This is a genomic window from Bacteroides sp. AM41-16 (genome assembly GCF_003603495.1).
GTDB classification, from domain to species: Bacteria; Bacteroidota; Bacteroidia; order Bacteroidales; family Bacteroidaceae; genus Bacteroides; species Bacteroides uniformis.
Genome location: NZ_QTNE01000001.1, coordinates 411,989 through 434,254 on the forward strand (window position 1 = coordinate 411,989; position 22,266 = coordinate 434,254).

Annotated in this window: 16 protein-coding genes; 8 read left to right on the forward strand and 8 right to left on the reverse strand. The window is 49.3% G+C overall.

Translation table 11 applies throughout. The features are described 5' to 3' along the window. Positions 1 to 32 precede the first annotated feature (32 nt). A complete protein-coding gene (locus DW896_RS02040; RefSeq protein ID WP_034523156.1) occupies positions 33 to 1,115 on the reverse strand; it encodes a hypothetical protein in 1,083 nt (360 codons plus the stop codon). Positions 1,116 to 1,385: 270 nt separating this feature from the next. Between DW896_RS02040 and DW896_RS02050 the strand changes: the two genes are divergently transcribed. The 5 genes from DW896_RS02050 to DW896_RS02070 all read left to right on the forward strand — a co-directional run bounded on the left by DW896_RS02050 (position 1,386) and on the right by DW896_RS02070 (position 8,902). After that, entirely contained in the window at positions 1,386 to 2,015 is a 630-nt protein-coding gene (locus DW896_RS02050; RefSeq protein WP_009036951.1) for an HU family DNA-binding protein, read from the forward strand. Between the two features lie 27 nt (positions 2,016 to 2,042). Further along, positions 2,043 to 3,254, forward strand: coding sequence for an exonuclease SbcCD subunit D C-terminal domain-containing protein (locus DW896_RS02055; RefSeq protein ID WP_022401048.1), 1,212 nt, complete (start codon positions 2,043 to 2,045; stop codon positions 3,252 to 3,254). A 15-nt stretch (positions 3,255 to 3,269) separates the two neighbouring features. Then, entirely contained in the window at positions 3,270 to 6,692 is a 3,423-nt protein-coding gene (locus DW896_RS02060; RefSeq protein WP_119992776.1) for an AAA family ATPase, read from the forward strand. Between the two features lie 101 nt (positions 6,693 to 6,793). After that, positions 6,794 to 7,648 (forward strand): type I methionyl aminopeptidase, encoded by an 855-nt coding sequence (gene map, locus DW896_RS02065; RefSeq protein ID WP_005828329.1) that lies wholly within the window; start codon positions 6,794 to 6,796, stop codon positions 7,646 to 7,648. 21 nt (positions 7,649 to 7,669) lie between these two features. After that, on the forward strand, positions 7,670 to 8,902 hold the full coding sequence (locus tag DW896_RS02070) for a DNA recombination protein RmuC (protein ID WP_009036948.1): 1,233 nt from the start codon (positions 7,670 to 7,672) through the stop codon (positions 8,900 to 8,902). A gap of 263 nt (positions 8,903 to 9,165) precedes the next feature. On the opposite strand, the gene nqrF is transcribed toward DW896_RS02070, so the two are convergent. From nqrF to DW896_RS02105, 7 genes are all read right to left on the reverse strand, one after another. Beyond that, positions 9,166 to 10,440: an NADH:ubiquinone reductase (Na(+)-transporting) subunit F gene (gene nqrF / locus DW896_RS02075; RefSeq protein ID WP_016272690.1), complete on the reverse strand. Its 1,275-nt coding sequence runs from the start codon at positions 10,438 to 10,440 to the stop codon at positions 9,166 to 9,168. Between the two features lie 17 nt (positions 10,441 to 10,457). Continuing rightward, entirely contained in the window at positions 10,458 to 11,084 is a 627-nt protein-coding gene (nqrE, locus tag DW896_RS02080) for an NADH:ubiquinone reductase (Na(+)-transporting) subunit E (protein ID WP_005828321.1), read from the reverse strand. Positions 11,085 to 11,197: 113 nt separating this feature from the next. After that, positions 11,198 to 11,836, reverse strand: coding sequence for an NADH:ubiquinone reductase (Na(+)-transporting) subunit D (locus DW896_RS02085; RefSeq protein ID WP_005836455.1), 639 nt, complete (start codon positions 11,834 to 11,836; stop codon positions 11,198 to 11,200). A gap of 4 nt (positions 11,837 to 11,840) precedes the next feature. Continuing rightward, positions 11,841 to 12,530 (reverse strand): Na(+)-translocating NADH-quinone reductase subunit C, encoded by a 690-nt coding sequence (locus DW896_RS02090; RefSeq protein ID WP_008663259.1) that lies wholly within the window; start codon positions 12,528 to 12,530, stop codon positions 11,841 to 11,843. A 14-nt stretch (positions 12,531 to 12,544) separates the two neighbouring features. After that, entirely contained in the window at positions 12,545 to 13,714 is a 1,170-nt protein-coding gene (locus DW896_RS02095) for an NADH:ubiquinone reductase (Na(+)-transporting) subunit B (RefSeq protein ID WP_005828314.1), read from the reverse strand. Between the two features lie 53 nt (positions 13,715 to 13,767). Further along, on the reverse strand, positions 13,768 to 15,117 hold the full coding sequence (locus DW896_RS02100; RefSeq protein WP_008663256.1) for a Na(+)-translocating NADH-quinone reductase subunit A: 1,350 nt from the start codon (positions 15,115 to 15,117) through the stop codon (positions 13,768 to 13,770). Between the two features lie 227 nt (positions 15,118 to 15,344). Beyond that, positions 15,345 to 16,745, reverse strand: coding sequence for a C1 family peptidase (locus DW896_RS02105; protein WP_005828311.1), 1,401 nt, complete (start codon positions 16,743 to 16,745; stop codon positions 15,345 to 15,347). Between the two features lie 159 nt (positions 16,746 to 16,904). On the opposite strand from DW896_RS02105, the gene DW896_RS02110 reads away from it, so the two are divergent. From DW896_RS02110 to DW896_RS02120, 3 genes are all read left to right on the forward strand, one after another. Further along, positions 16,905 to 18,107, forward strand: a complete 1,203-nt coding sequence (locus DW896_RS02110) for a BamA/TamA family outer membrane protein (RefSeq protein WP_005828308.1) — start codon at positions 16,905 to 16,907, stop codon at positions 18,105 to 18,107. Between the two features lie 247 nt (positions 18,108 to 18,354). Beyond that, entirely contained in the window at positions 18,355 to 19,545 is a 1,191-nt protein-coding gene (locus DW896_RS02115) for a glycosyltransferase family 2 protein (RefSeq protein WP_009036947.1), read from the forward strand. 16 nt (positions 19,546 to 19,561) lie between these two features. Continuing rightward, complete coding sequence (locus DW896_RS02120; RefSeq protein WP_034528742.1) at positions 19,562 to 22,252, forward strand: ATP-binding protein; 2,691 nt, start codon at positions 19,562 to 19,564, stop codon at positions 22,250 to 22,252. The last annotated feature ends 14 nt before the right edge of the window (positions 22,253 to 22,266 follow it).

Consider the following 22,266-nt stretch of genomic DNA (forward strand, 5'->3'; position numbering starts at 1 on the left):
CAAAGTCAAATGTCCTTTTCTCTATCGAATTATTATTGCATTAATCCTCCTTCTATGAAGAAAACGACTTCATTCAATCGTTCTTTATTCGATTCTTCATCTTTGAAAATAGCTGGAGTGAAGATTATCCTATCTTGAATCAGATTATCTACCAAATCCCACATGACTTCATGGTACAGCATCACCATTGCCACTTTTTCATTGTCAATACCATATTGGCTTGCTAAGGAGCCACAATTATTCTTTAGTTCCGCACTGATAGAGTTTACCAATTTTTCAGTTATTTGATGAAAGCGGTCTTGCCGTTTCTTTATAATAGGAAATAATACATCTCCATTATCATCTACCAGCCCATAAGGTTTTAACTGAGAAACGAGTTTGGCATCTGTTACTTTTCCGAATTGTGCTATTTCATCAGCACAATGGTCCATAATGTCGTTGTCAGGAGCAATGCCGCTATTGATGTAAGTCAAAATCAAATTCTGTTCTCCGAAACCATTCGTACCGCATGCAAAGCCATTTCTTGATTCGTATAATACCCAGTAACAGCCACTCCAGCTTGTATAATTGTCAACATCCTCAAACAAGACTAACTTTGTCCACATTTTTCCATCCAGAAGGTATGAAAAAACAAGTGAGAGTACATTGTTCTTGAATCCCATTTCACTGATAGTTTGTGCCAATGATATAAAGTCTGCCTTTGTTTTGACATACATGGATTCAGCAATCTCCTTACTTAAGCTTCTTAGAGAATTGGTCTGTTCTTTGTCGAGAATGGGTATAGTAGCTTTCCATTTTCCTTTTGTTTTACTGACAAGTCCACCTACTTCCAATAACAATAATTGGCTATCAGAGCATTTAATACCCATTTCACGAAGTTCGGCTTGAGTACGTGGAGTCCGTAAATTGTATAGTATTTCCCAATTATTATCTGGCGTTACATAGTCTTCGGGCTGATGTCCGTTCACTGCAACAAACTGGGTTGCTTCCCATTCGCTATAAGGTCTTATCGATATTTGTGCTTTAATCATTGTGGTAACGGACAATAAGGCAAACAACAATAATAAGTCCGGATAATGTTTCATATATCGCTTAATTTTAGTTTTGTTCATCATTCATGCACTTCTCTTATGTAACAAAGATAACGTTTTTTTCAATTCCTCTCTCAAACCTATAACAAAAAACTTCCCGACTACCAATAAAAAACTTCCTAACTACTAATAGTAAAGTTTGCAAGTATAGAGATAAAGAATTACCTTCGCCCTTGGTTTGTCTATCCCAAGCCTTGGGATAGAAATCCCCAACCTTGGCATACACATCCGCAACCTTGGGACAAACTCTGTAAGCCCCAATAAACAAACGAACCTCATAACAACGCTACCATCATGGCAGAATACAACATGCAGGAACTGAACCTGCCGGGAGAAGACGGCAAACGCATCCTCTACCCACGAATGAAACTATACGGGCAGGTGGACTTGGAAACCATCACCGAAAAGATAGCATACGCCTCATCCTTCACACGAGGAGACATCATCGGACTGATGCAAGCCATCACCGACGAAATAGCCTACCAAATGGGGCAAGGTTACTCCGTGAAGATTGACAACTTAGGAGTATTCACCCCTGCCCTCGGTCTGCGGCAAGACCGTGAACGGGAGACGGGCGAAGAAGGAGACACCAAGCGAAACGCCGTCAGCATCTGCCTGAAGGACATACATTTCAAGGTGGACAAAGAACTACTGTACCGTACCGCTCGCCATTGCCACCTGAAACGTTCCACCGACAAATTCCAACGCTCCTCACAAGTGTTTTCTCCGCAGGAACGGCTGGAACGGGCAAAAAAATACCTGGAAAAGAACAGCTTCATGACCCAAGCCGACTATTGCCAACTGACCGGCTTATTGAAGTCCGCCGCCTCCCGCGAGTTGCGCGAATGGATAGCCAATCCCGAATCGGGCATCGACTACAAAGGACGAGGAACACACAAGATTTATATTCTAAGGAAACCATAACCCACATCCATTGAAGTAACAAAAACAATGAAGATACTACATACCAGCGACTGGCACCTGGGACACACCCTCTACAACTACGACCGCACCGTCGAACAGCAGGCCTTCCTACGGCAACTCACCCGCATAGTAACCGAAGAGCAGCCCGACGCCATGGTGGTAAGCGGAGATATCTACCACTACTCCTCTCCCGCTGCCGCCACGCAGAAGATGTACACCGACGCCATGCTGAACATTCACCAAGCCTGCCCCGAAATGACCATCGTAGTCACCGCCGGAAACCACGACAGCAGCTCCAAATTGGAGATAGACAGCAACCTCTGGCAGCACTTCGGCTTGAACGTTGTGGGAAACATCGAACGTACAGCCGAGGAAGTGAATTTGGACAAGCACATCATCGAGATAAACAATGAAAAAAAGACAATAGGCTACGTCATTGCCGTGCCCCACGTCTATCCGCAAAACTTCCCCCTGCTGGACACTGAAACACCGCGCGACCAACGGCAGGCACGCTTCTTCCAGGCACTGCTGGACGAAGTGAAGAAACGGAATACGGCACAGCTTCCCGTCGTCCTCATGGCCCATCTCTCTATTGAAGGCAGCGACCGTAGCGGGCACGATGAGAGTATCGGCGGAATAGAGTATGTTCCCCTCAGCGCTATGGGAGAAGGGTACGACTACCTGGCACTCGGACACATCCATTGCCCTCAGGACATCAAAGGCAGTCATCACCACGCACGCTATTGCGGCACTCCCCTCCCCGTCAGCTTCGACGAAACCTATCCGCACTCCGTCTCCATCATCGAGTTGGAGAAAGGGGCAGAGCCACAAATCAGTACAAGGGAAATTGAAAATCCGATTCCGCTCGTCACACTTCCCCATGACCCGACACCTTTCGAAGACGCCTTGAAACTGCTGGAAGAATATCCGGAAGAGAAACCTGCATACCTCCGCCTGAACGTGCTGACAAAAGGCTACCTGCCCCCCGACTGCAACGAAAAAGCCTCGAACGCCGCCAAAGGCAAGGCATGCAAATATTGCTACATCAAGACTACCCGAGAGCGACAGGCCGACACTGACGAGAGCAAGCCTATCTCCATCCAAGAGATGCAGGAAATGTCTCCCCTGGAAATAGCCAGACTCTACTACCGCGAAACCGAAGGAGAAGAGATGGACCCAGAACTTTGCCAGCTGATGGAGACTGTCATGCAAAAAGTGAAAAGCAAGAACAACTCCTAATCATTTGTCCGAACCATGAAACTCCAGAAACTGACCATAAAGAACCTTGCCTCCATAGAAGATGCCGTCATCGACTTTGAGAACGGACCGCTAAGCGAGGAATCCCTTTTCCTTATCTGCGGCGAGACGGGTGCAGGGAAGACAACCATTCTCGACGCCATCTGCCTGGCACTCTACAACGAAACGCCCCGCATGGACCATGCCGAGAACGAAAAATACAAAGACCTGAGCCAGACTTTCTCTGCCAAAAAGGAAGATGTTGCCATCAACGACAGCCGGCAACTGATGCGCCGTAACACCAGTGAAGCATGGACGGAGCTGGAGTTTACCGGCTCGAACGAAACGCCCTACACCGCCCGATGGTACGTGGCGCGGGCACACCGCAAGATTTCAGGAGCCGTGCAGGATGTGCGCTGGACACTGGAAAACAATAAAAGCGGCATACAGCTCAACAAAAAGAATGAGATAAAGGCGGAAATACAAGCTGCAGTGGGGTTGACCTTCGAACAATTCTGCCGCACCACCATGCTGGCACAAGGCGACTTCACCAAGTTCCTGCAAAGCAAGGAAAGCGAAAAATCGGATATTCTGGAAAAGCTGACCGGTACAAGTATCTACTCCGAAATAGGTGCCGAAATATATGCTGCCACCAAGGAAAGACGGACGGAATACGAAAACCAGAACCGGAAGCTGGAAGGCATCCACATCCTGGCAGAAGAAGAAATCTCCACAATCAAGGAAGCCATAGCCACGCAAAATGCCGGAGTCAAGGAAGCCAATGAGCAGAAAACCATCGCCCTCGCAAAAAGGGACTGGCTGAAGAAATACTCCGAACTCCTCCTCACCCGTGAACAGCAAAAGAAGATGTGGGAAGGGAAGCAAGCGCAACTGCAATCGGACGAATTCAAACAGAAAGAACTGCTGATTAAGGAATGGAACGCCACCGCCGATGCCCGCAACTGGCTCTCTACCTTGAAACAGCAGCAACAGCAACAACAACAGAACTATGCACAAGCCGGAATGTTAAGAGCATCCTTTGCCCGGCTGGACGGAGGAAGCAAGTGGCTATGCGGTTTCCTGAAAGAGCAAGAAGACAAGCTGCATCGTGCCGAGAAGTACTTGCAAGAGCATTCGCCCTTACTGCCCATGTTCGAGCAAAGCCAATCCATCATTACCGGCCTAAAATCCGCACTCGATGCCCAAACACGCATCGGCACCTACAACGCGCACCTTGAAAGACTTGCCGCGCAACAACCCGTAAAAGTCAAGGAGCGTACCGACAAGGAAGCTGCCCTCACCCGGAAAGAACAAGAGAACCATACATTGCAAAACGAAATAAACCTCCGGAACAAGCAGCTTGAAACCATGGACCGCCCTGCCCTGCAAGACAAGAAAAACAAACTCGATGCCGGACGGGAGAACCTGCTGCAAGCATTGAGCGCCTTGTCTTTACTGGCTGAAACGGAAAGGACACTGAACGAGGCAAAGGAAAACGAAAAGGCTTTGAACGCCAAAGTGGAGGCGTGCCAAAAGCAATACGTCCTCCTGCAAACGGCATTCGACAGCAGGAAAACAAGTTATGATGACATCCGCACCCTCTACGACAAGCAAAAGGAAGCCGTAGAAGAGTGGGCAAAGGAAACACGCTCCCGGCTTGTCGTCGGGGATACTTGCCCCGTGTGCGGACAAGAAATAAAATCGCTTTGCAAAGATGAAGATTTCCAGTCTGTCCTTGCTCCCATACGCACCTCCCTGAAAACAAAAGAGAAAGAATACAAGGAAGCCGAGCAGGCATTGAACAACAATCGGACAGAATCCAAGACCTACGGAACGCTGGCAGAGAATGCCCGTCAGTCCACAGCAAGAGCGCTCCGGAGCTACAACCTTGCCCGTACTGACGCACAAGCCAAATGCGCCCAATGCAACGGCATCGGCCTCTCCACAACCACCGGCGAAACCCTGAAGAAGCTACTGGAAGAGAACAAGCTGGAAGCAGACAAACTGAACGAAAAGCTCACTGAAGTTCAAAAGCTCAGCGCACAAATCATAACTCTGCAACGGCAAAAGGACGAATGCCAAAAACATGTGGACGCTGCACGCCAAGCCTTCAACTCTGCCGACAGAGTGCTGAATGAGCTGAAAAACAACATCGTCAATTACGAGTCGCTCACCGCCAACGAAAAGGAGAACATACGTGCCACCATGGACCGCGTCACTCCCCACATCCTCTGGGAAGGATGGAACACGGAATGGAAGAACTCCCCCCTCTCCTTTATTGACCGCCTGACGCAAGCTACGCGCAACTACCGTCTGGCGCAGGAAAAACAAAGAGAACTGAAATCCGCCATTGCCCTTATCCACAAAGAGCTGGAAGGGATAAACATCAACAAGGAAAGCATCGATGCCGCATTCCCCGACTGGCGCAACGCACCTGCAGCAACACAGGAAATGGAAATCAAGGACCTGGGGATTGCCTGGAATAATCTGAATACACAAGCAAGCGGACTGAAACAAAGCATATCCTCCACCGCAGACCAAATGGCAAGGCTGCAAAAGGATTTAACCGGGTTCTATGCCGCCAACCCCACTCTCGACGAGAATCGTATCACCGTCCTATCCGCTTGGTCCGGCTCCCGGATAGAAGCATTACGTGCCTCATTGCAGACACTTAAAGAGGAAGAAGTAGCTGCATCGACCGCCTTTCATCTGGCCACCGGACAAGTGGAAGAGCACATCAGCCGGAAGCCCGAAATAGAAGAAAACGAGAACTTCGAAACCCTGGATGCACTCATCGCAAATCTCGAAGAAAAGATAACCGCCGGCAACCAATCCATCGGCCAGCAGAAGTTACGCCTGGAAGAAAACACTCGCAACATCGACCGGATAAAGGAAGAAAAGGAACGTGCCGACCGGCTACGCGAAGAGTATCTGAAGTGGGACCGCCTCTGCCACCACTTCGGTGACGAACGGGGAAAGAACTTCCGCAACATAGCCCAGAGCTTCGTCTTAAAAGAACTGCTGGCAGGCGCCAATTTCTATCTGCAACGCTTGACCGACCGCTACGAACTGGAATGCCAGGCCGGTTCGCTCACCATCCTGCTGCGCGACTTCCATCAAGGAGGTGCGGCACGTCCGGCATGCACCTTATCGGGCGGCGAAAGCTTCCTAGTATCTCTGTCACTTGCCCTCGGACTTTCTTCCCTCAGCCGCCAGAGCCTCTCGGTAGACACACTGTTCATCGACGAAGGTTTCGGCACACTGAGCAGCGACTACCTGAACACCGTTATGGACACATTGGAAAAACTGCACCAGATGGGCGGCAAGAAGGTAGGCATCATCAGTCATGTGGAAGGACTGAAAGAGCGCATAAAGACCCAGATACAAGTACGGAGGATAGACAGTTCAAGAAGCGAAATAGAAGTGGTGAATACCCTCTAAGCTGGTATCGGGATAAAGAAAACGAATGTTTTTTCGGCTCTTGATAGTACAAGCACCTGCATTATTGTGTATTTTTGCAGTCTCATAAAAAAGAAAAGACAATGAAAAAGTTCATGAAAGGAGTCCGGTTTACTCCTAAAAACTATTCCGACGAAGTAGAAGCCAAAATTCAACATTATAAGAAAGAAGGATATAAACTGCCGATGCGAAGCGCACTCCGCACCGAGGAGCAGTTGGCCGGTATCCGCGCAAGCGCCAAAATCAACACTGCCCTGCTGGATTATCTCTCCGAGAACATTCGCGAAGGCATGTCCACAGCTGAAATTGACCATATGGTGTATTGCTTCACCACAGACCACGACGCCATCCCCGCCCCCTTCATGTACGAAGGCTTCCCCAAAAGTGTGTGCACCAGCATCAACGATGTAGTGTGCCACGGCATTCCCAGCACCAGGGAATTCCTGAAAAGCGGTGACATTGTAAATGTCGATGTATCCACCATTTACAAAGGTTACTTTGCCGACGCATCACGCATGTTCATGATTGGCGAAGTCAGCCCCGACATGCAGAGACTGGTACAGGTCACCAAAGAATGCCGTGACATAGGCATACAGACCGCACAGCCCTGGGCACGCCTCGGTGACGTAGGCGCCGCCATCCAGGAGCATGCGGAAAAGAACGGATACAGCGTGGTACGCGACCTCTGCGGACATGGCTGCGGCGTCAAGTTCCACGAAGAACCGGATGTGGAACACTTCGGCAAACGTGGTACGGGCATGCTGATAGTGCCGGGCATGACGTTCACCATCGAACCGATGATTAACATGGGAAGCTACGAAGTCTTTATCGACGAAGCCGACGGATGGACCGTCTGCACAGACGACGGACTGCCTTCTGCCCAATGGGAAAGCCAAATCCTGATTACTGAAGACGGAAACGAAATATTGACACAATAAGGCGGACACTTCAAAACACTTATGGAGATAGTATTACTGATTATAGGGATAATCATCGGAACCGTAGTCGGCTATCTGGCGGCAGACCGCAAGTCTGCCGCACTGAGGGCAGAAATCAGCGGGACAAAGAAGGAAATAGAATTATTGAAGCTGCAGAAGGAAGAAGCCGAAGCGTTGCACAAGCGCATGAACACCGAGTTCGAGAATCTCTCCAACCGTATCTTCCAGAGCAAAGCCGAAGACTTTACCAGGCTGAATACCGAACACCTGGGCAATCTGCTCCGCCCGCTGGGCGATAACCTGAAGGACTTCCGCCAAAAGGTGGAACAAGTATACAGCACCGAAGCCAAAGAACGCTTCTCGCTGGGTGAACGCATCAAGGAACTGGTGGAACTGAACAACCGCCTCAGCGAAGATGCCAACAACCTGACCCGTGCCCTGAAAGGAGACTCCAAAATGCAAGGCAACTGGGGCGAAATGATTCTGGAACGTTTGTTGCAAGCCTCCGGACTGATTGAAGGCGAACACTACTTCCGCCAGGAGTTTCTAAAAGACGAACGGGGCGAAGCCATCATCAACGAGGAAAGCGGGCAGAAGATGCAGCCCGACATCATCGTGAAATACCCCGACGAACGGGAAATGATTATCGACTCCAAAGTGTCGCTGACTGCCTATGCTGCCTACACCTCTGCCGAAAGCAAGGAGGAGCAGGCACACTTCCTGAAAGCACACCTGCAATCTGTCCGCTCCCACATCGACGAGCTCAGCCATAAAGACTACTCGCATTACGACGCCCAATCACCGGATTTCGTTATGATGTTCATCCCCACCGAAGGTGCCTACCTCCTCGCCATCCAAAGCGATGCCCACCTCTGGGAATATGCCTACAACAAAAAGGTGGTACTAATGAGCCCCACCAACCTGATTAGCGCCCTGCGCCTCTCGCTCGACCTTTGGAAGAAGGAGAACCAGGTAAAGAATGTGCAGGCCATCATCAAGCGCGGCACCATCTTATATGAAAAGATTGCAGGCTTTACCGACACCTTCCTCGGTATCGGCGACCGGCTGGCCAGCCTGCAAAGGGATTACGACAAAGCCTTCAACCAGCTCTCGGACGGTAACGGCAGTGTAGTACGCCAGGCCGAAATGCTGAAAGGCATGAGCCTCACTCCCAAGAAACGCATTTCTCCAAGATTTCTGCCCAAAGATACCATTCAAGAAGAAACAGAAGAGGAAAACGATAACATTCAATAAAACATCCAACATGAAAACTCTGAAAGACCGCATTCTCCTTCACCAAGAACCATTCATACGAGGTCTGTGTCAACAGGAATTACCACCGGAGAAGTAACAGCCATTCTGGCAAATGCACCGATTCATATCAAGGAATAAAGAAAAAGCGACGAAGAATCCACTCCACTTTCTTTCAATAGAGAGGAAATGCCCCGAACAAAAAACTCCGGCAAAGCCCTGAAGGACAAGCCGGAGTTTTTTTATCTCAAGACGGACAAGGAAGATTATCCGCCAAAGTTATCGAACATCAGGTTCTGAGCCGGAACGCCGAGGTCGTCGAGCATCTTCTCAACAGCCTTCGACATCGGGCCGGGACCACACATGTAGTATTCGATGTCTTCGGGAGCTTCGTGGTCTTTCAAGTAAGTCTCGTAAATTACGTTGTGTACGAAGCCCGGAGTGTACTTCACGCCCGCTGCATCGGCTGCCGGATCGGGACGGTCCAGTGCAAGATGGAACTTGAAGTTGGGGAAATCCTTTTCAATCTGCAGGAAGTCTTCCAGATAGAACACTTCATTCAATGCACGTGCACCGTAGAAGTAATTCATCACGCGATCTGTAGTGTGCAGTGTCTTCGTCATATGCATAATCTGTGCACGCAACGGAGCCATACCGGCACCACCGCCGACCCACATCATCTCCTTCTTGGAGTCGAATATCGGATGGAAGTCTCCGTAAGGGCCACTCATGGTTACCTTATCACCCGGTTTCAGGGTAAAGATATAAGAAGAAGCGATACCCGGCATTACATCCATGAAGCCCGGGCCCTGGTCTTTCGGCTTGAACGGAGGCGTGGCGATACGTACCGTCAGCATAATGCGGTCGCCTTCGGCAGGATAGTTGGCCATAGAATAGGCACGGATGGTTTCTTCGTCATTGCGGCACTTCAAGCCCAGCAGACCGAATTTCTCCCATGCAGGCAGATACTCATCACCGATAAGGCTCTTGTCGATGTCCTTATCATAATCCATCGAATATTTAGGAATCTTAATCTGCGCATAAGAACCCGGAACGAAATCCATGTGCTCGCCTTTGGGCAATGCAACGATGAACTCTTTGATGAACGTAGCCACATTCTTGTTGGAGATAACCTCGCACTCCCACTCTTTTACGCCCAGTACGCTTTCGGGAACCTTGATGGCCATATCGCCTTTCACTTTCACCTGGCAACCCAGACGCCAGTGATCTTGTATTTGCTTACGGCTGAAGTGCGGAGTCTCAGAAGGCAAGATTTCACCCCCACCTTCCATTACCTGGCATTTGCACTGTCCGCAGGAACCTTTACCACCGCAAGCGGAGGAAAGGAACACACCGTTTACAGACAGCGTATTCAGCAATGTAGAACCGGAAGCTACGTCCAGTTCCTTGTCGCCATTGATAGTCAGTTTTACATTACCCGAAGGCACCAAGAAATTCTTGGCAACCAGCAGGATAACAACAAGCAGGATGACAACCACGAGGAATACTCCAATGCTTGCTAATATCATATTCATATCCATTGTTTTATTCCTTTCTTTTAGATGTTCAAACCAGAGAAACACATAAATGCCATTGCCATCAGACCTACAGTGATAAACGTGATGCCCAGTCCTTTCAGTGGAGCCGGAACGTCAGAATAGGCCATTTTCTCACGGATGGCAGCCAAGCCTACGATAGCCAGCAACCAACCGATACCGGAGCCCAACGCATAAGAGACAGCATCAGCAATGCCACCGATGAATTTCGGGTCGCTCTCACCCAGCGTGATGCGCTGCTGCATGAAAAGAGAAGCACCCATGATGGCACAGTTTACAGCAATCAGCGGCAGGAAGATACCCAGTGAAGCATACAGCGAAGGGCTAAAACGCTCTACAATCATTTCCACCAACTGAACGATAGCTGCGATTACAGCAATGAAAAGAATAAAGCTCAAGAAGCTGAGGTCAACGCCTTCAATGATTGCGTTGGCAGCCAGCACCTTTGTCTGCAATAAATAGTTGACCGGAAGCGTAACCACCAACACGAAAGTTACGGCGATACCCAGTCCTACGGCAGTCTTCACATTCTTCGATACGGCAAGGTAAGAACACATACCGAGGAAGAACGCGAATATCATGTTGTCCACAAAGATAGAGCGGACGAATAAACTTATTAAATGTTCCATATCTCTTCGATAAATTAAGAATTAAAGAATTAAAGAATTAAAGCAATGAGAACTTGTACTGCAGCAGAGCAGCCCATTTTTCATTCTTTCATTTTTCATTCTTCATTTATTTATTACTGCTTTTCCTGCAATTCTTTGTGACGTGCACGCTGATACCAGATGATGCAAGCGCAGAGAATCAACGCCATTGGCGGCATCAGCATCAAGCCGTTGTTCACATAGCCCAACTTCTGCAGAGGTTCATAGTTCAAGATGTTGAAACCGAGCAGCGTTCCCGAACCCAGAAGCTCGCGGAAGAAGGCTACGATTACCAGAATCTTGGCATATCCCAAACCATTACCCACACCGTCAAGGAAAGATTCCCAGGGACCGTTCTGCATGGCAAATGCTTCCAAGCGTCCCATCAGGATACAGTTGGTAATAATCAGACCTACATATACAGAAAGCTGCACACTTACATCGTAAGCAAAAGCTTTCAGAATCTCACTTACAATAGTTACCAACGCGGCAACAACCACCAGCTGAACGATGATACGGATACGGTTGGGTATCGTCTTGCGCAGCAGTGAAATCACTACATTGGAGAATGCTGTAATCACCGTCACTGAAAGCCCCATCACAATGGCAGGCTCCAGTTTGGCAGTAACAGCCAAAGCAGAACAGATACCCAATACCTGCACGGTAACGGGGTTGTTCAGTCCCAGCGGAGTAGAGAATACTTCTTTATTCTTCTTTGAAAACAATTGTCCCATATTCTTATTCCTCCTCATTATTATTAGTTAAAAAGTTCTTGTAGCTGCTCAGACAAGCCTTCAACATGGCATCCACACCTACAGAAGTGATGGTACCACCGGAAATGCCGTCCACCTGATAGTCAGGTTTCTCTACCTTGCCGTTCTTCACAACACCGAGGACTACCTCGCCGTTCTCCAACGTTTTCTTGCCGGAGAACTCTCCCTGGAAATGCGTGCTGGCGATTTCGGCACCCAGACCCGGAGTCTCACTGGCATGAGAGAAGTAAACACCATAAACGGTATCCTTGTCGCTGTTCAGCGCAACATATCCCCAGATAGCGCCCCAAAGACCGGCACCGTAAACGGGAAATACATATTTCTTCTCACCGTCAACCTCTGCCACGAATACGTGCAGACGGTTATTTTCTTTGGCTTCCTTCTCGTAAGCGGTAGCAAATGCACCGGTATTCTCTGTCAGAGTACCGTCAACGTTCATCAGCATATCGCCCTTTACATATTTATTATATTCAGCTTCGGCATCCTTCACGTCCTTGATGTTGAGTGCAGCAAGAATCTGCTTCTTCGTGTCAAGTTCCACATTCTTGTTCTGCGTCTCGCGCAAGGAAGAACTTACGAATGCCAGCAGGAATGCAACGATAACAACCATTACCGAAGCATAAATGATAGTATAACTATTACTATTGGTATTCATTTCTTTTCCGGTATTTAATTGTTAGACTTGATTGCACGTTTTTCGCGACGGCTGATGTTACCCTGTACCACACAGTAGTCAATCAGCGGAGCGAAGATATTCATCAGCAGGATGGCAAGCATCATACCTTCGGGGTAACCGGGATTGAGCACACGGATAATGATAGCCATGGCACCAATCAGGAATCCGAAGATGTACTTACCAGTCTCTGTACGTGCCGATGTAACGGGGTCGGTAGCCATGAACACGGCACCGAAGCAGAAACCGCCCAGCACGAGGTGTTCGTACCAAGGCATCTGTGCCATCGGAGTGTCGGGACCGATTGCATTGAACACCCATGCCATGAAGGCACCGCCTACGAATACGGAGAACATCGTTTTCCAGCTTGCAATGCCCGTCCACAACAGCAGAATGGCACCCAGAGCGATGGCGATAACGCTTGTCTCACCGATAGAACCCGGAATAAGGCCGGTCACCATGTCCCAGGAGAACTCCGGAACGGCGCCCGAGGTAGCGGCTGCACCCAACGGAGTAGCTACCGTCAGACCATCTACCGACTGTCCCAGACCGAAGATACTGTCGCCCGATACCCAAACGGCATCACCGGACATCTTCGTAGGATAGGCGAAGAATAAGAATGCACGGGTAATCAAAGCTACGTTGAACACGTTCATACCCGTACCACCGAATACTTCCTTAGCAAAAATTACAGAGAATGCAGTAGCCACCGCCAGAATCCACAACGGGCAGTCTACCGGAACAATCATCGGAATCAAGATACCGGAAACCAAGAAGCCTTCCTGAATCTCCTCCTTCTTCCACTGAGCCACTACGAACTCAATGCCGAGACCTACTACATAAGATACAATGATTTTTGGCAATACAGCCAGAAAACCGTAGATGAACATTTCCCAGAAGCCTCCGGCAGCACCGGTAGCGTGGAAATGCTGGTAACCTACGTTATACATACCGAACAGCAGCGCCGGTACTAACGCAATGACCACCATCGACATGATGCGTTTGCTGTCAATGGAGTCGTGAATATGCGTTCCCGATTTCGAAGTGGCATTGGGCACGAACAGGAATGTTTCGAAGCCATCAAACACCGAACGAAATGCGTGGAATTTGCCGCCTTCCTCAAAGTTCGGCTTTATCTTGTCGAGATAATTTCTTAACGCTTTCATTAATATATTTACGATTTTACGATTTACAATTTACGATTTGCCATACGCCCCGATTATGCCATTTCGGCACGAAGCATATCGAGCCCTGCACGTACGATGCGCTGCACTTCCACTTTGGAAGAACATACGAATTCGCAGAGAGCGAAGTCTTCGGGAGCTACTTCGTAGATGCCCAGAGCCTCCATACGGTCGATGTCACCTGCAATGATTGCTTTCACCAAGTATTCGGGGAAGATGTCCATCGGAAATACGCGGTCGTATTCGTTGGACATAATCATGTGACGTTCACCACCCTTGATACGGGCATCTATCACATATTCCTTCTTGCCCATCAACCAGCTGAAGTAAGAGCGGTTGACGCTGAACTGATTGAAACGCGGCATAATCCAACCCAACATTTCATGGATTTCATCTCCTTCGGGAATAACGGTCAATTGGCTGTCGAAAGAGCCGAGGAAGCCGTTCGGAGAAACTTTCTTACCGGTCAGCACGTTGCCGCTGATGTAGCGGAGGTCTTTGTCGGTAGTCACGTTACCTTTGAAAACGTTCGTCAACAGAGCGCCGACTTTCAGCTTGCAATAAGCGGGTTTCAACACTTCGGAACCCGTTACAGCCACCGTACGGGTCATGTCCACACGACCGGTATTCATCAGACGTCCGATGAAGAGTACGGCTTCGGCACTGATGGTCCAGACCGTTTCACTCTTCACTACCGGAGAGATGTGGTTAATCTGTACACCCACGTTGCCTGCCGGATGTGGTCCGTCAAAAGCTGTTACGGTAACGTTCTTTGCCTGCACAAGAGCAGCAGACTTTTGTTTTACACTAATACCCAGATACGTCTTTGCCATCTTTGACAAAGCGTCGAGTCCCGTCTGGAAGTTTGCTTCTTCTCCCTTCAGCGCGAATTCAAAATCGGGAGCCAGCGGATTGCTGTCGAAAGCCGAAATGAAGATAGCTTTCGGAGTTACCGTCGGATCAGCGATAACGTCGTACGGACGTTGGCGGATGAAAGCGAACATACCTGCTTGCAAAAGAGCTTCTTTTACTTGCTGGCCGCTCATCTTGGACGGGTCCATCTTGCCGAATTCCTCATAGTCTTGCTCAGTGGCAGCCTCTACGACGATGTTCAGCACCTTGCGGCGTGCACCACGCTCCACGCTTGTCACTACGCCGCTAACGGGCGAAACAAATTTCAATTCAGGATGATTCTTGTCGATAAACAAGGGTCCCCCGGCCATCACATATTCCTGCTCTTTGACCACCACTTTCGGAGTGATGCCTGTATAGTCATCGGGAACCAGCGAATAGAATCCCGGTTCCTTAACAGACACAAGTTCCTGGGCAGCAGCGCCTTTCAGGTTGATGTCAAGGCCTTTACGTAACTTAATTACATTTGCCATGCGTTTATTTAAAATAATGGTTTCATTAATTTGCCGCAAAAGTAGCAAAAAAGAACGTGAATAAAGAGTAAAAAAGAAAGGAATTACGGAGAAATTTCCGTAATCCCTTTCGTTAACGAACACGAGAACAAGGATTAGGGGTTAAGAATTAGGGATTAATACCCTGCGGAATCATAGTGCAGCCCACTAATCCTTAATCCTTAATCCCTAACCCCTAATCCTTATCATCACTTTTCTTCAGCGAACATCGGGTCCCATGCCGGCAGGCAGACGGGCTTTTGTTTAAACAGTTCCATCACTTTGGCGGGAACATACTTTGTCTCCACTACCAGACGGAACATGTATTCATTGAACCACTCGTCGGTCATGATGAGATGTCCCTGATAACCGGAAGCGGCTCCCCAACTGTTCTCTACCATCCATTTTACGGGCTTTCCGTCTTTGTTCAAGTCAACGGCCATCAAGGTCATGGCGTGGGAAGAGCCACTGGAGAAAGTCTGGATACGTTGCTTCTTGTCCATCCCGAAGGTGGTGCCCATCAGTGATTCGTAGTCATAGTTTTTCACATCGAGCAGACCGCGTTCGGAGTTCAGGAACTTGCCCACATCGCAAGAGAAGTACATCATGGTGCTGTCCTTCAAGGAGGCAATGGCCATCTCTTTGATGTCCTCTACGGGCAGGTTGACATAAGTCCAGTTCTTGCCGTCGTAACGGTGGCGGTCATAGTCTATTTCATAGCACTTGTAATACTCGCGACTGGGGTCGTTCATCAGCATTACGTAGTTGGTCAGCAGTTGTTTGTCTCCATATTTCTCAAGGAAAGACATGGGAGTGTGATGCTCTGTCTCCACAGGATTACCCTTGGCATCGTGGCGGACATAGTCGAACTCCGTGGGAGGTACACCGAGGTTCAGCACCAGCATGCGGTAGATGGTTCCGAGCATCGTAGTTTTCTCCTTCTCCAGAGCTTCGGGCTTGGCACCGGCGGCAGCCATGTCACGCAGTTGCAGACCATACTCTTTCAGCTTCAGAGAGATGAGGTTGGCCATGCGGGAGGTATTTTCACTGCTGTTTGTTTCGGGCATGGCATCTTTGGGAACAAGGCCGTATTTGGAAACAATGTCGGCCACACCGGTAAAGGTACCCCCATCGCTCAGCGGATGCTGGAAGAGCCATTCTACGGTCTTATCAGTCAGGGGACTCTTGGAGGTGTCGATGATGCCTTGCAAGAAGAGGTTTGCCTTCTCCAACTGGTCCCAGAAGAAGGGATAGACTTCGGAGAACTCGAAAGACTGGAAACCGTATTCGGCAAGAGTCTTGGCACGCATCACATTCAGCCCCGTAAACAGCCAGCAGCGGCCAGACGACTTCTGGTCGGTGATGCCTTTGGATTCTACCTTGATGGAGAAGTGGGTATCCATGCCCTGCATATTCTCCTGGTTGAGTGCCAGTTTACGGATGTCATTATTGCCTATGGCATTGCGGAGCGCCTTGTCGGCAGCCGTGCCTTGATAACTTTGCTTGATTTGTCCAAGCATTTCGGGGCTGATACCCCCTTTTCCCTCTTGTGCCTGCACAGAGAACAGTGCGGCACTCAGAACAATTACAGATAAAAATCGTTTCTTCATTCAGATTATGTGTTTTTAGTTATTGATGTCTTGCTTCGTGAAGCAGACAAAAGTAATGTCTTTTTTGATAATTTTAGTGACATCTTTAGATTTATTATCTATTACAGTGAAAACTATTCGGGATAAAATAGTTTCCTTTGCACCCACATTTCGTACGACATGAAAAGATATATACTAAGCATTATCGCACTGGTGCTGTTCGCCACCACCTTTTATGCCCAGGAACAGACTGCGGCCGCCACAAACGACAGCGTTCCTGCACTGACCAAAAAAGAACTACGCAAGCAAAAGGTAGCGCGTCGGAATCTGCATTACAATATTCTGGGCGGACCCAGCTACACCCCCGACTTCGGTGCCGTGCTGGGAGGAAGCGCCCTAATGACCTTCCGTATGAACCCCAGCGACACCACGCAGCTGCGCTCCGTAGTGCCCATGGCCATCGCCTTCATGTTCAACGGTGGCATCAATCTCTTCTCCAAACCGCAACTCTTCTTTAAGGGCGACCGTTTCCGTATCTTCGGAAAGTTCAGCTATAAAAATACGGAAGAAAACTTTTACGGCATCGGCTATAATACCAATAAAGATTATGTACGAAGCGACAGTACCAGCAAATACCGGTACAGCGGCGTGCAAATCAACCCCTGGTTCCTTTTCCGACTGGGCAACAGCAATATCTTTGCCGGACCTCAAATCGACATCAATTACGACCACTTGACGGAGCCCGGCAAGTTCTTGGTGGACGAACCCTCGTACAAAGAGGCAGGCGGTACGGCTAATGGCTATAACAACTTCAACTCCGGCCTCGGTTTCCTGCTGACATACGACAGCCGTGACGTCCCTGCCAACGCCTACCGTGGTATGTATCTGGATTTCCGCGGCATGATGTACGCCAAGTTCATCGGCAGCGACCAGACCTTCTACCGCCTAGAGATAGACTACCGCCAATACAAGTCACTGGGCAAGCGCAGGGTGCTCGCGTGGACGGCACAGACCAAGAACGTGTTCGGTGACGTCCCTCTGACGCAATATGCCCTCACCGGAACGCCTTTCGACCTGCGCGGCTACTACATGGGGCAATATCGCGACAAGTCCTCGCATGTGGTCATGGCAGAGTACAGACAGATGCTCAATACCGACCGCAGCACTTGGGTGAAGCGGATGCTCAACCACATAGGTTTTGTAGCCTGGACCGGCTGCGGCTTCATGGGCCCCACTCCCGGCAAGATAGAGGGTGTACTGCCCAACTATGGTGTAGGTCTACGCATTGAGGTACAGCCACGCATGAACGTCCGCCTGGATTTAGGCAAAAACACGGTAAACAACCAGATGTTGTTTTACTTCAATATGACAGAAGCGTTTTGAGTAACGCCCTGCCTACCTGCCCATCCCTTTCCTATGGAGAATGATGTTTGAAAGCCTTTAATCGCCTCTCACTCACAAGGTTATTCAAGCTCACCTCTATAGGAAGCTCACTTCCTTATAACATCGGAACACCTTGAGAAACAAACATTTTATTTTTCTTTTATTTTTCTTGCATCGGTAAAAGATTATCCATACTTTTGGCAATCACATTTCTTTTTATCAAAAAAGAAAGCAAACGAGCGGATACATGAAAGCCCTTGAAGTACTCTTCTGGATAAGTTTATTCATAGTGTTCTATACCTATATAGGTTATGGTATACTATTATATATCCTGGTCAAGATAAAAGAATGTTTCCGCAAGCCTACGCCCCGTCCGATGCCTGCCGACGATGCTTTGCCCCCATTGACGCTGTTTATCGCCGCCTACAACGAAGAAGATGTAGTGGACGAAAAGATGCGCAACTGCCTGGAGCTGGACTATCCCACCGACAAGCTACACATCCTCTGGGTGACCGACGGCAGCAACGACCATACCAACGAACGCCTCTCTCACTGGCCGCAAGCCACCGTCCTCCACCAACCCCAACGCCAAGGCAAGACAGCCGCCCTGAACCGCGGTATACATTTCGTAGAAACGCCCCTTGTCGTGTTCACCGATGCCAATACTCACCTCAACCGCGAAGCCCTGCGGGAGATAGTGCACGCCTTCACCGACCCTAAAGTGGGATGCGTGGCAGGCGAAAAACGTATCGCCGTGCAAAGCAAGGACAATGCTGCCTCGGGGGGAGAAGGACTATACTGGAAATACGAATCCACCCTCAAAGCGCTCGACGCACGCCTCTATTCGGCAGTAGGCGCAGCGGGTGAGTTGTTTGCCATGCGCCGCGAGCTGTTCGAGGAAATGCGGACAGACACGCTGCTCGACGACTTCATACTCTCCCTGCGCATCGTCATGCAGGGACACGCCATTGCCTATTGCGCCAATGCCTATGCCGTAGAAAGCGGCTCGGCAGACATGCGCGAGGAAGAAAAGCGCAAGGTGCGCATCGCTGCCGGCGGCTTGCAGTCCATCTGGCGGCTGCGTCCGCTGCTCAACCCGTTCCGTTACGGCACATTCTGTTTCCAATATATTTCCCACCGGGTGCTGCGCTGGTCGCTCACTCCTATCCTATTGTTTCTACTGCTTCCCCTCAACACAATTCTCATCTTTACGACAAGCACGCCATTACTGTATGCCGTCATCTGGCTGTTACAAACTCTTTTCTACCTCATGGGAAGTTGGGGGCATTACCTTTCAACGAAGCATATAAAAAACAAAATACTTTTCATCCCCTACTATTTCCTCTTCATGAACGTCAACGTCATACGAGGATTCAACTACCTGTGCAAACGCAAAGGCAATGCAAGCGGCGCATGGGAGAAGGCCAGAAGGGCATGAAACTAATACTATAAGAATGAAAAACATTTTGAAACAAGCTGAAAACGCCGAGAGACTGTTGAAGCTGACGTCAGATACCATGCTCCTTCTGAACCGGGACGGCATTTGCATGGACATCGCAGTGCACAATGTAAACCTTTGGTTCATGAAGGAAGAAAAGCTGCTGGGCAAGAATCTGTTCCAACTGATACCGCCGTCGACTTACTACCAAGTATATCCGGAGTTCAAGAAGGTACTGACGCAAAAGGTACGTTCAGTCCATAATTACGAAATGACACTGGGTCACACTACCTATTACTTTAAATGCATCATGTACCCGTACGACGGCATGGTCCTCTGCCAGTACCGCGACATCACAGAACGCAGCCAGCGCAAACTGGAACTCGAAAAGAAAAACCACGAGCTCAACGAAATACAAAAGGCCGCCCTCATCGGAAACTGGCAATACGATACCCAGACCCGCATATTCTGTTATGCAGGTCATACGGGTATCATGTGTTCGGAAGAGGTGCAGCACATCAATATGGACAATTATCTGGAACTTATCCTTCCTGAAGACCGGAAAAGCTTTACCGGCTGGATGAAAGAGAATCTGAAAGGCAAGATGGAAAACAGCGTGGACTACCGCATCTTCCTCAAAGGAAACATTTTCTATATCCGCCTCAAAGCGTTTGCCCGCGAACGGCAGAAAGACGGGAATGTCACTATAGAAGGATACATACAGAACATTACCGACATACAGAAACGGCGCAACGACATCAATCTGCTGACACATGCCATCAACAACTCCACCGAGGACATTTATTCGGCACACGAAGACGGCACGCTGATATTCTGCAACCGTTGCTTCAAGGAACGGCATGGCATCGGTAATGGCCAAGACCTCACCCGGATGAAGATATACGACCTGCCCTCATACGGCAGGGATGAAACATCCTGGAAAGAGTTTGCCAACCGTGTCAAACGTGGAGAGACGAACCACGGATACATCGTCTACCATCCGCTGCCCAAGCGTCCGGAAGTACTCGCCATTGAAGGAAACGCTTATTGGGTGACAAGCGACAAAGGGGAAGGAACCATCTGGACATTCGGAAGAGACGTATCGACACGCATCCGGCATGAGCAGCAAATCAAACAGTTCAACCAGATTTTGGACAAAATCATCGAAAACCTCCCGGCAGGCATTGTTGTGAAGGACATCAACAACAACTTCAAGTACCTCTACCGCAACCGCGAATCGTATAACCGCGAAATCCCCATACAAGAGGCATTGGGAAAGGACGACTTCGATTTTTATCCTCTGGAGACTGCTCAGGAAAAGAGGGCGCAAGACATCGAAATAGCCAGAACCGGCAAAAAGATGCACTGGATTGCGGAAGAACGCGACGGAAACGGAAATCCCATCTATCTGGACAAACGGAAGATGAAGATTGAAAGCAACGACTTCTCCCCCATCCTGCTGAACATCGAATGGGACATCACGGAAATGGAACAGATGAAACGGGAACTGCTCGTAGCCAAGGAGAAAGCCGAGACCTCCGACCGGCTCAAATCTGCCTTTCTCGCCAACATGAGCCACGAGATACGCACACCGCTCAATGCCATTGTAGGCTTCTCACGAATTATTGCCGAAAGTACCGACGAGGAAGAACGGCTAGGCTATTACGAAATAGTGGAATCGAACAACGAACGCCTGCTCCAGCTCATTAACGAAATCCTCGACTTATCAAAAATAGAATCGGGCATCGTGGAGTTCACCATCACGCCCGTACGCCTCCATCCACTCTGCAAGGAGATACATGACGCACATATTTTCCGCTGTCCCGAAGGAGTGGAACTGATATACGAACCCTCTGACGAGAATATCGTGATTGACGGAGACAAGAACCGGATTTTCCAGGTCATTTCCAATCTGATAGGCAATGCCTTCAAGTTCACCACCACCGGGCACATCAGTTACGGGTATCGCCGGGAAGGCAAGTATGTAGCATTCCACGTCACCGATACGGGTATGGGCATTGCACCGGACAAGGTGGACCGGGTATTCGAACGTTTCGTCAAGGTGAACAACTTTGCCCAGGGCACCGGATTGGGACTTTCTATCTGCAAAACCATCATCGAACGTCTGGGTGGCAACATATCCGTCACTTCAGAGGTGGGTAAAGGCACCACATTTACTTTTGTTCTCCCGCTGGAATCCACCAGCAAAACAGAGGCGGAAAAGAAAGAAGAGGACAACCAGGAAACGACAGCAGAGACACACTCCACAGAGCAGAGGGGCAAAAATGCAGCCCCCGGAGATTCCCCGAAGAATGAAGAGGTCGGAGCACTCCCTACCCCTCCTTCCAAGACCATCCTGATTGCCGAAGATACAGAAAGCAACTTCATCCTAATTAACGCCATTTTAGGCCGACTCTATCGGCTGAAACATGCCAAAGACGGCATGGAAGCCGTAACGATGTTCGAGGAAGTCCACCCCGACCTCATCTTGATGGACATGAAAATGCCCAACCTTGGCGGAATCGACGCCACTCGCATCATCCGTGAACTGGTACCGGACGTCCCCATCATCGCCCTTACAGCCTATGCCTACGAGCACGACAAGCAAGCTGCCCTGGAAGCAGGTTGCAACGACTTCCTTACCAAACCCTTCACTCAAGAAGTGCTGAAGGAAACCATCAAGAAATGGCTGGATGATAAAGGATGACTGAAAAACAGTCA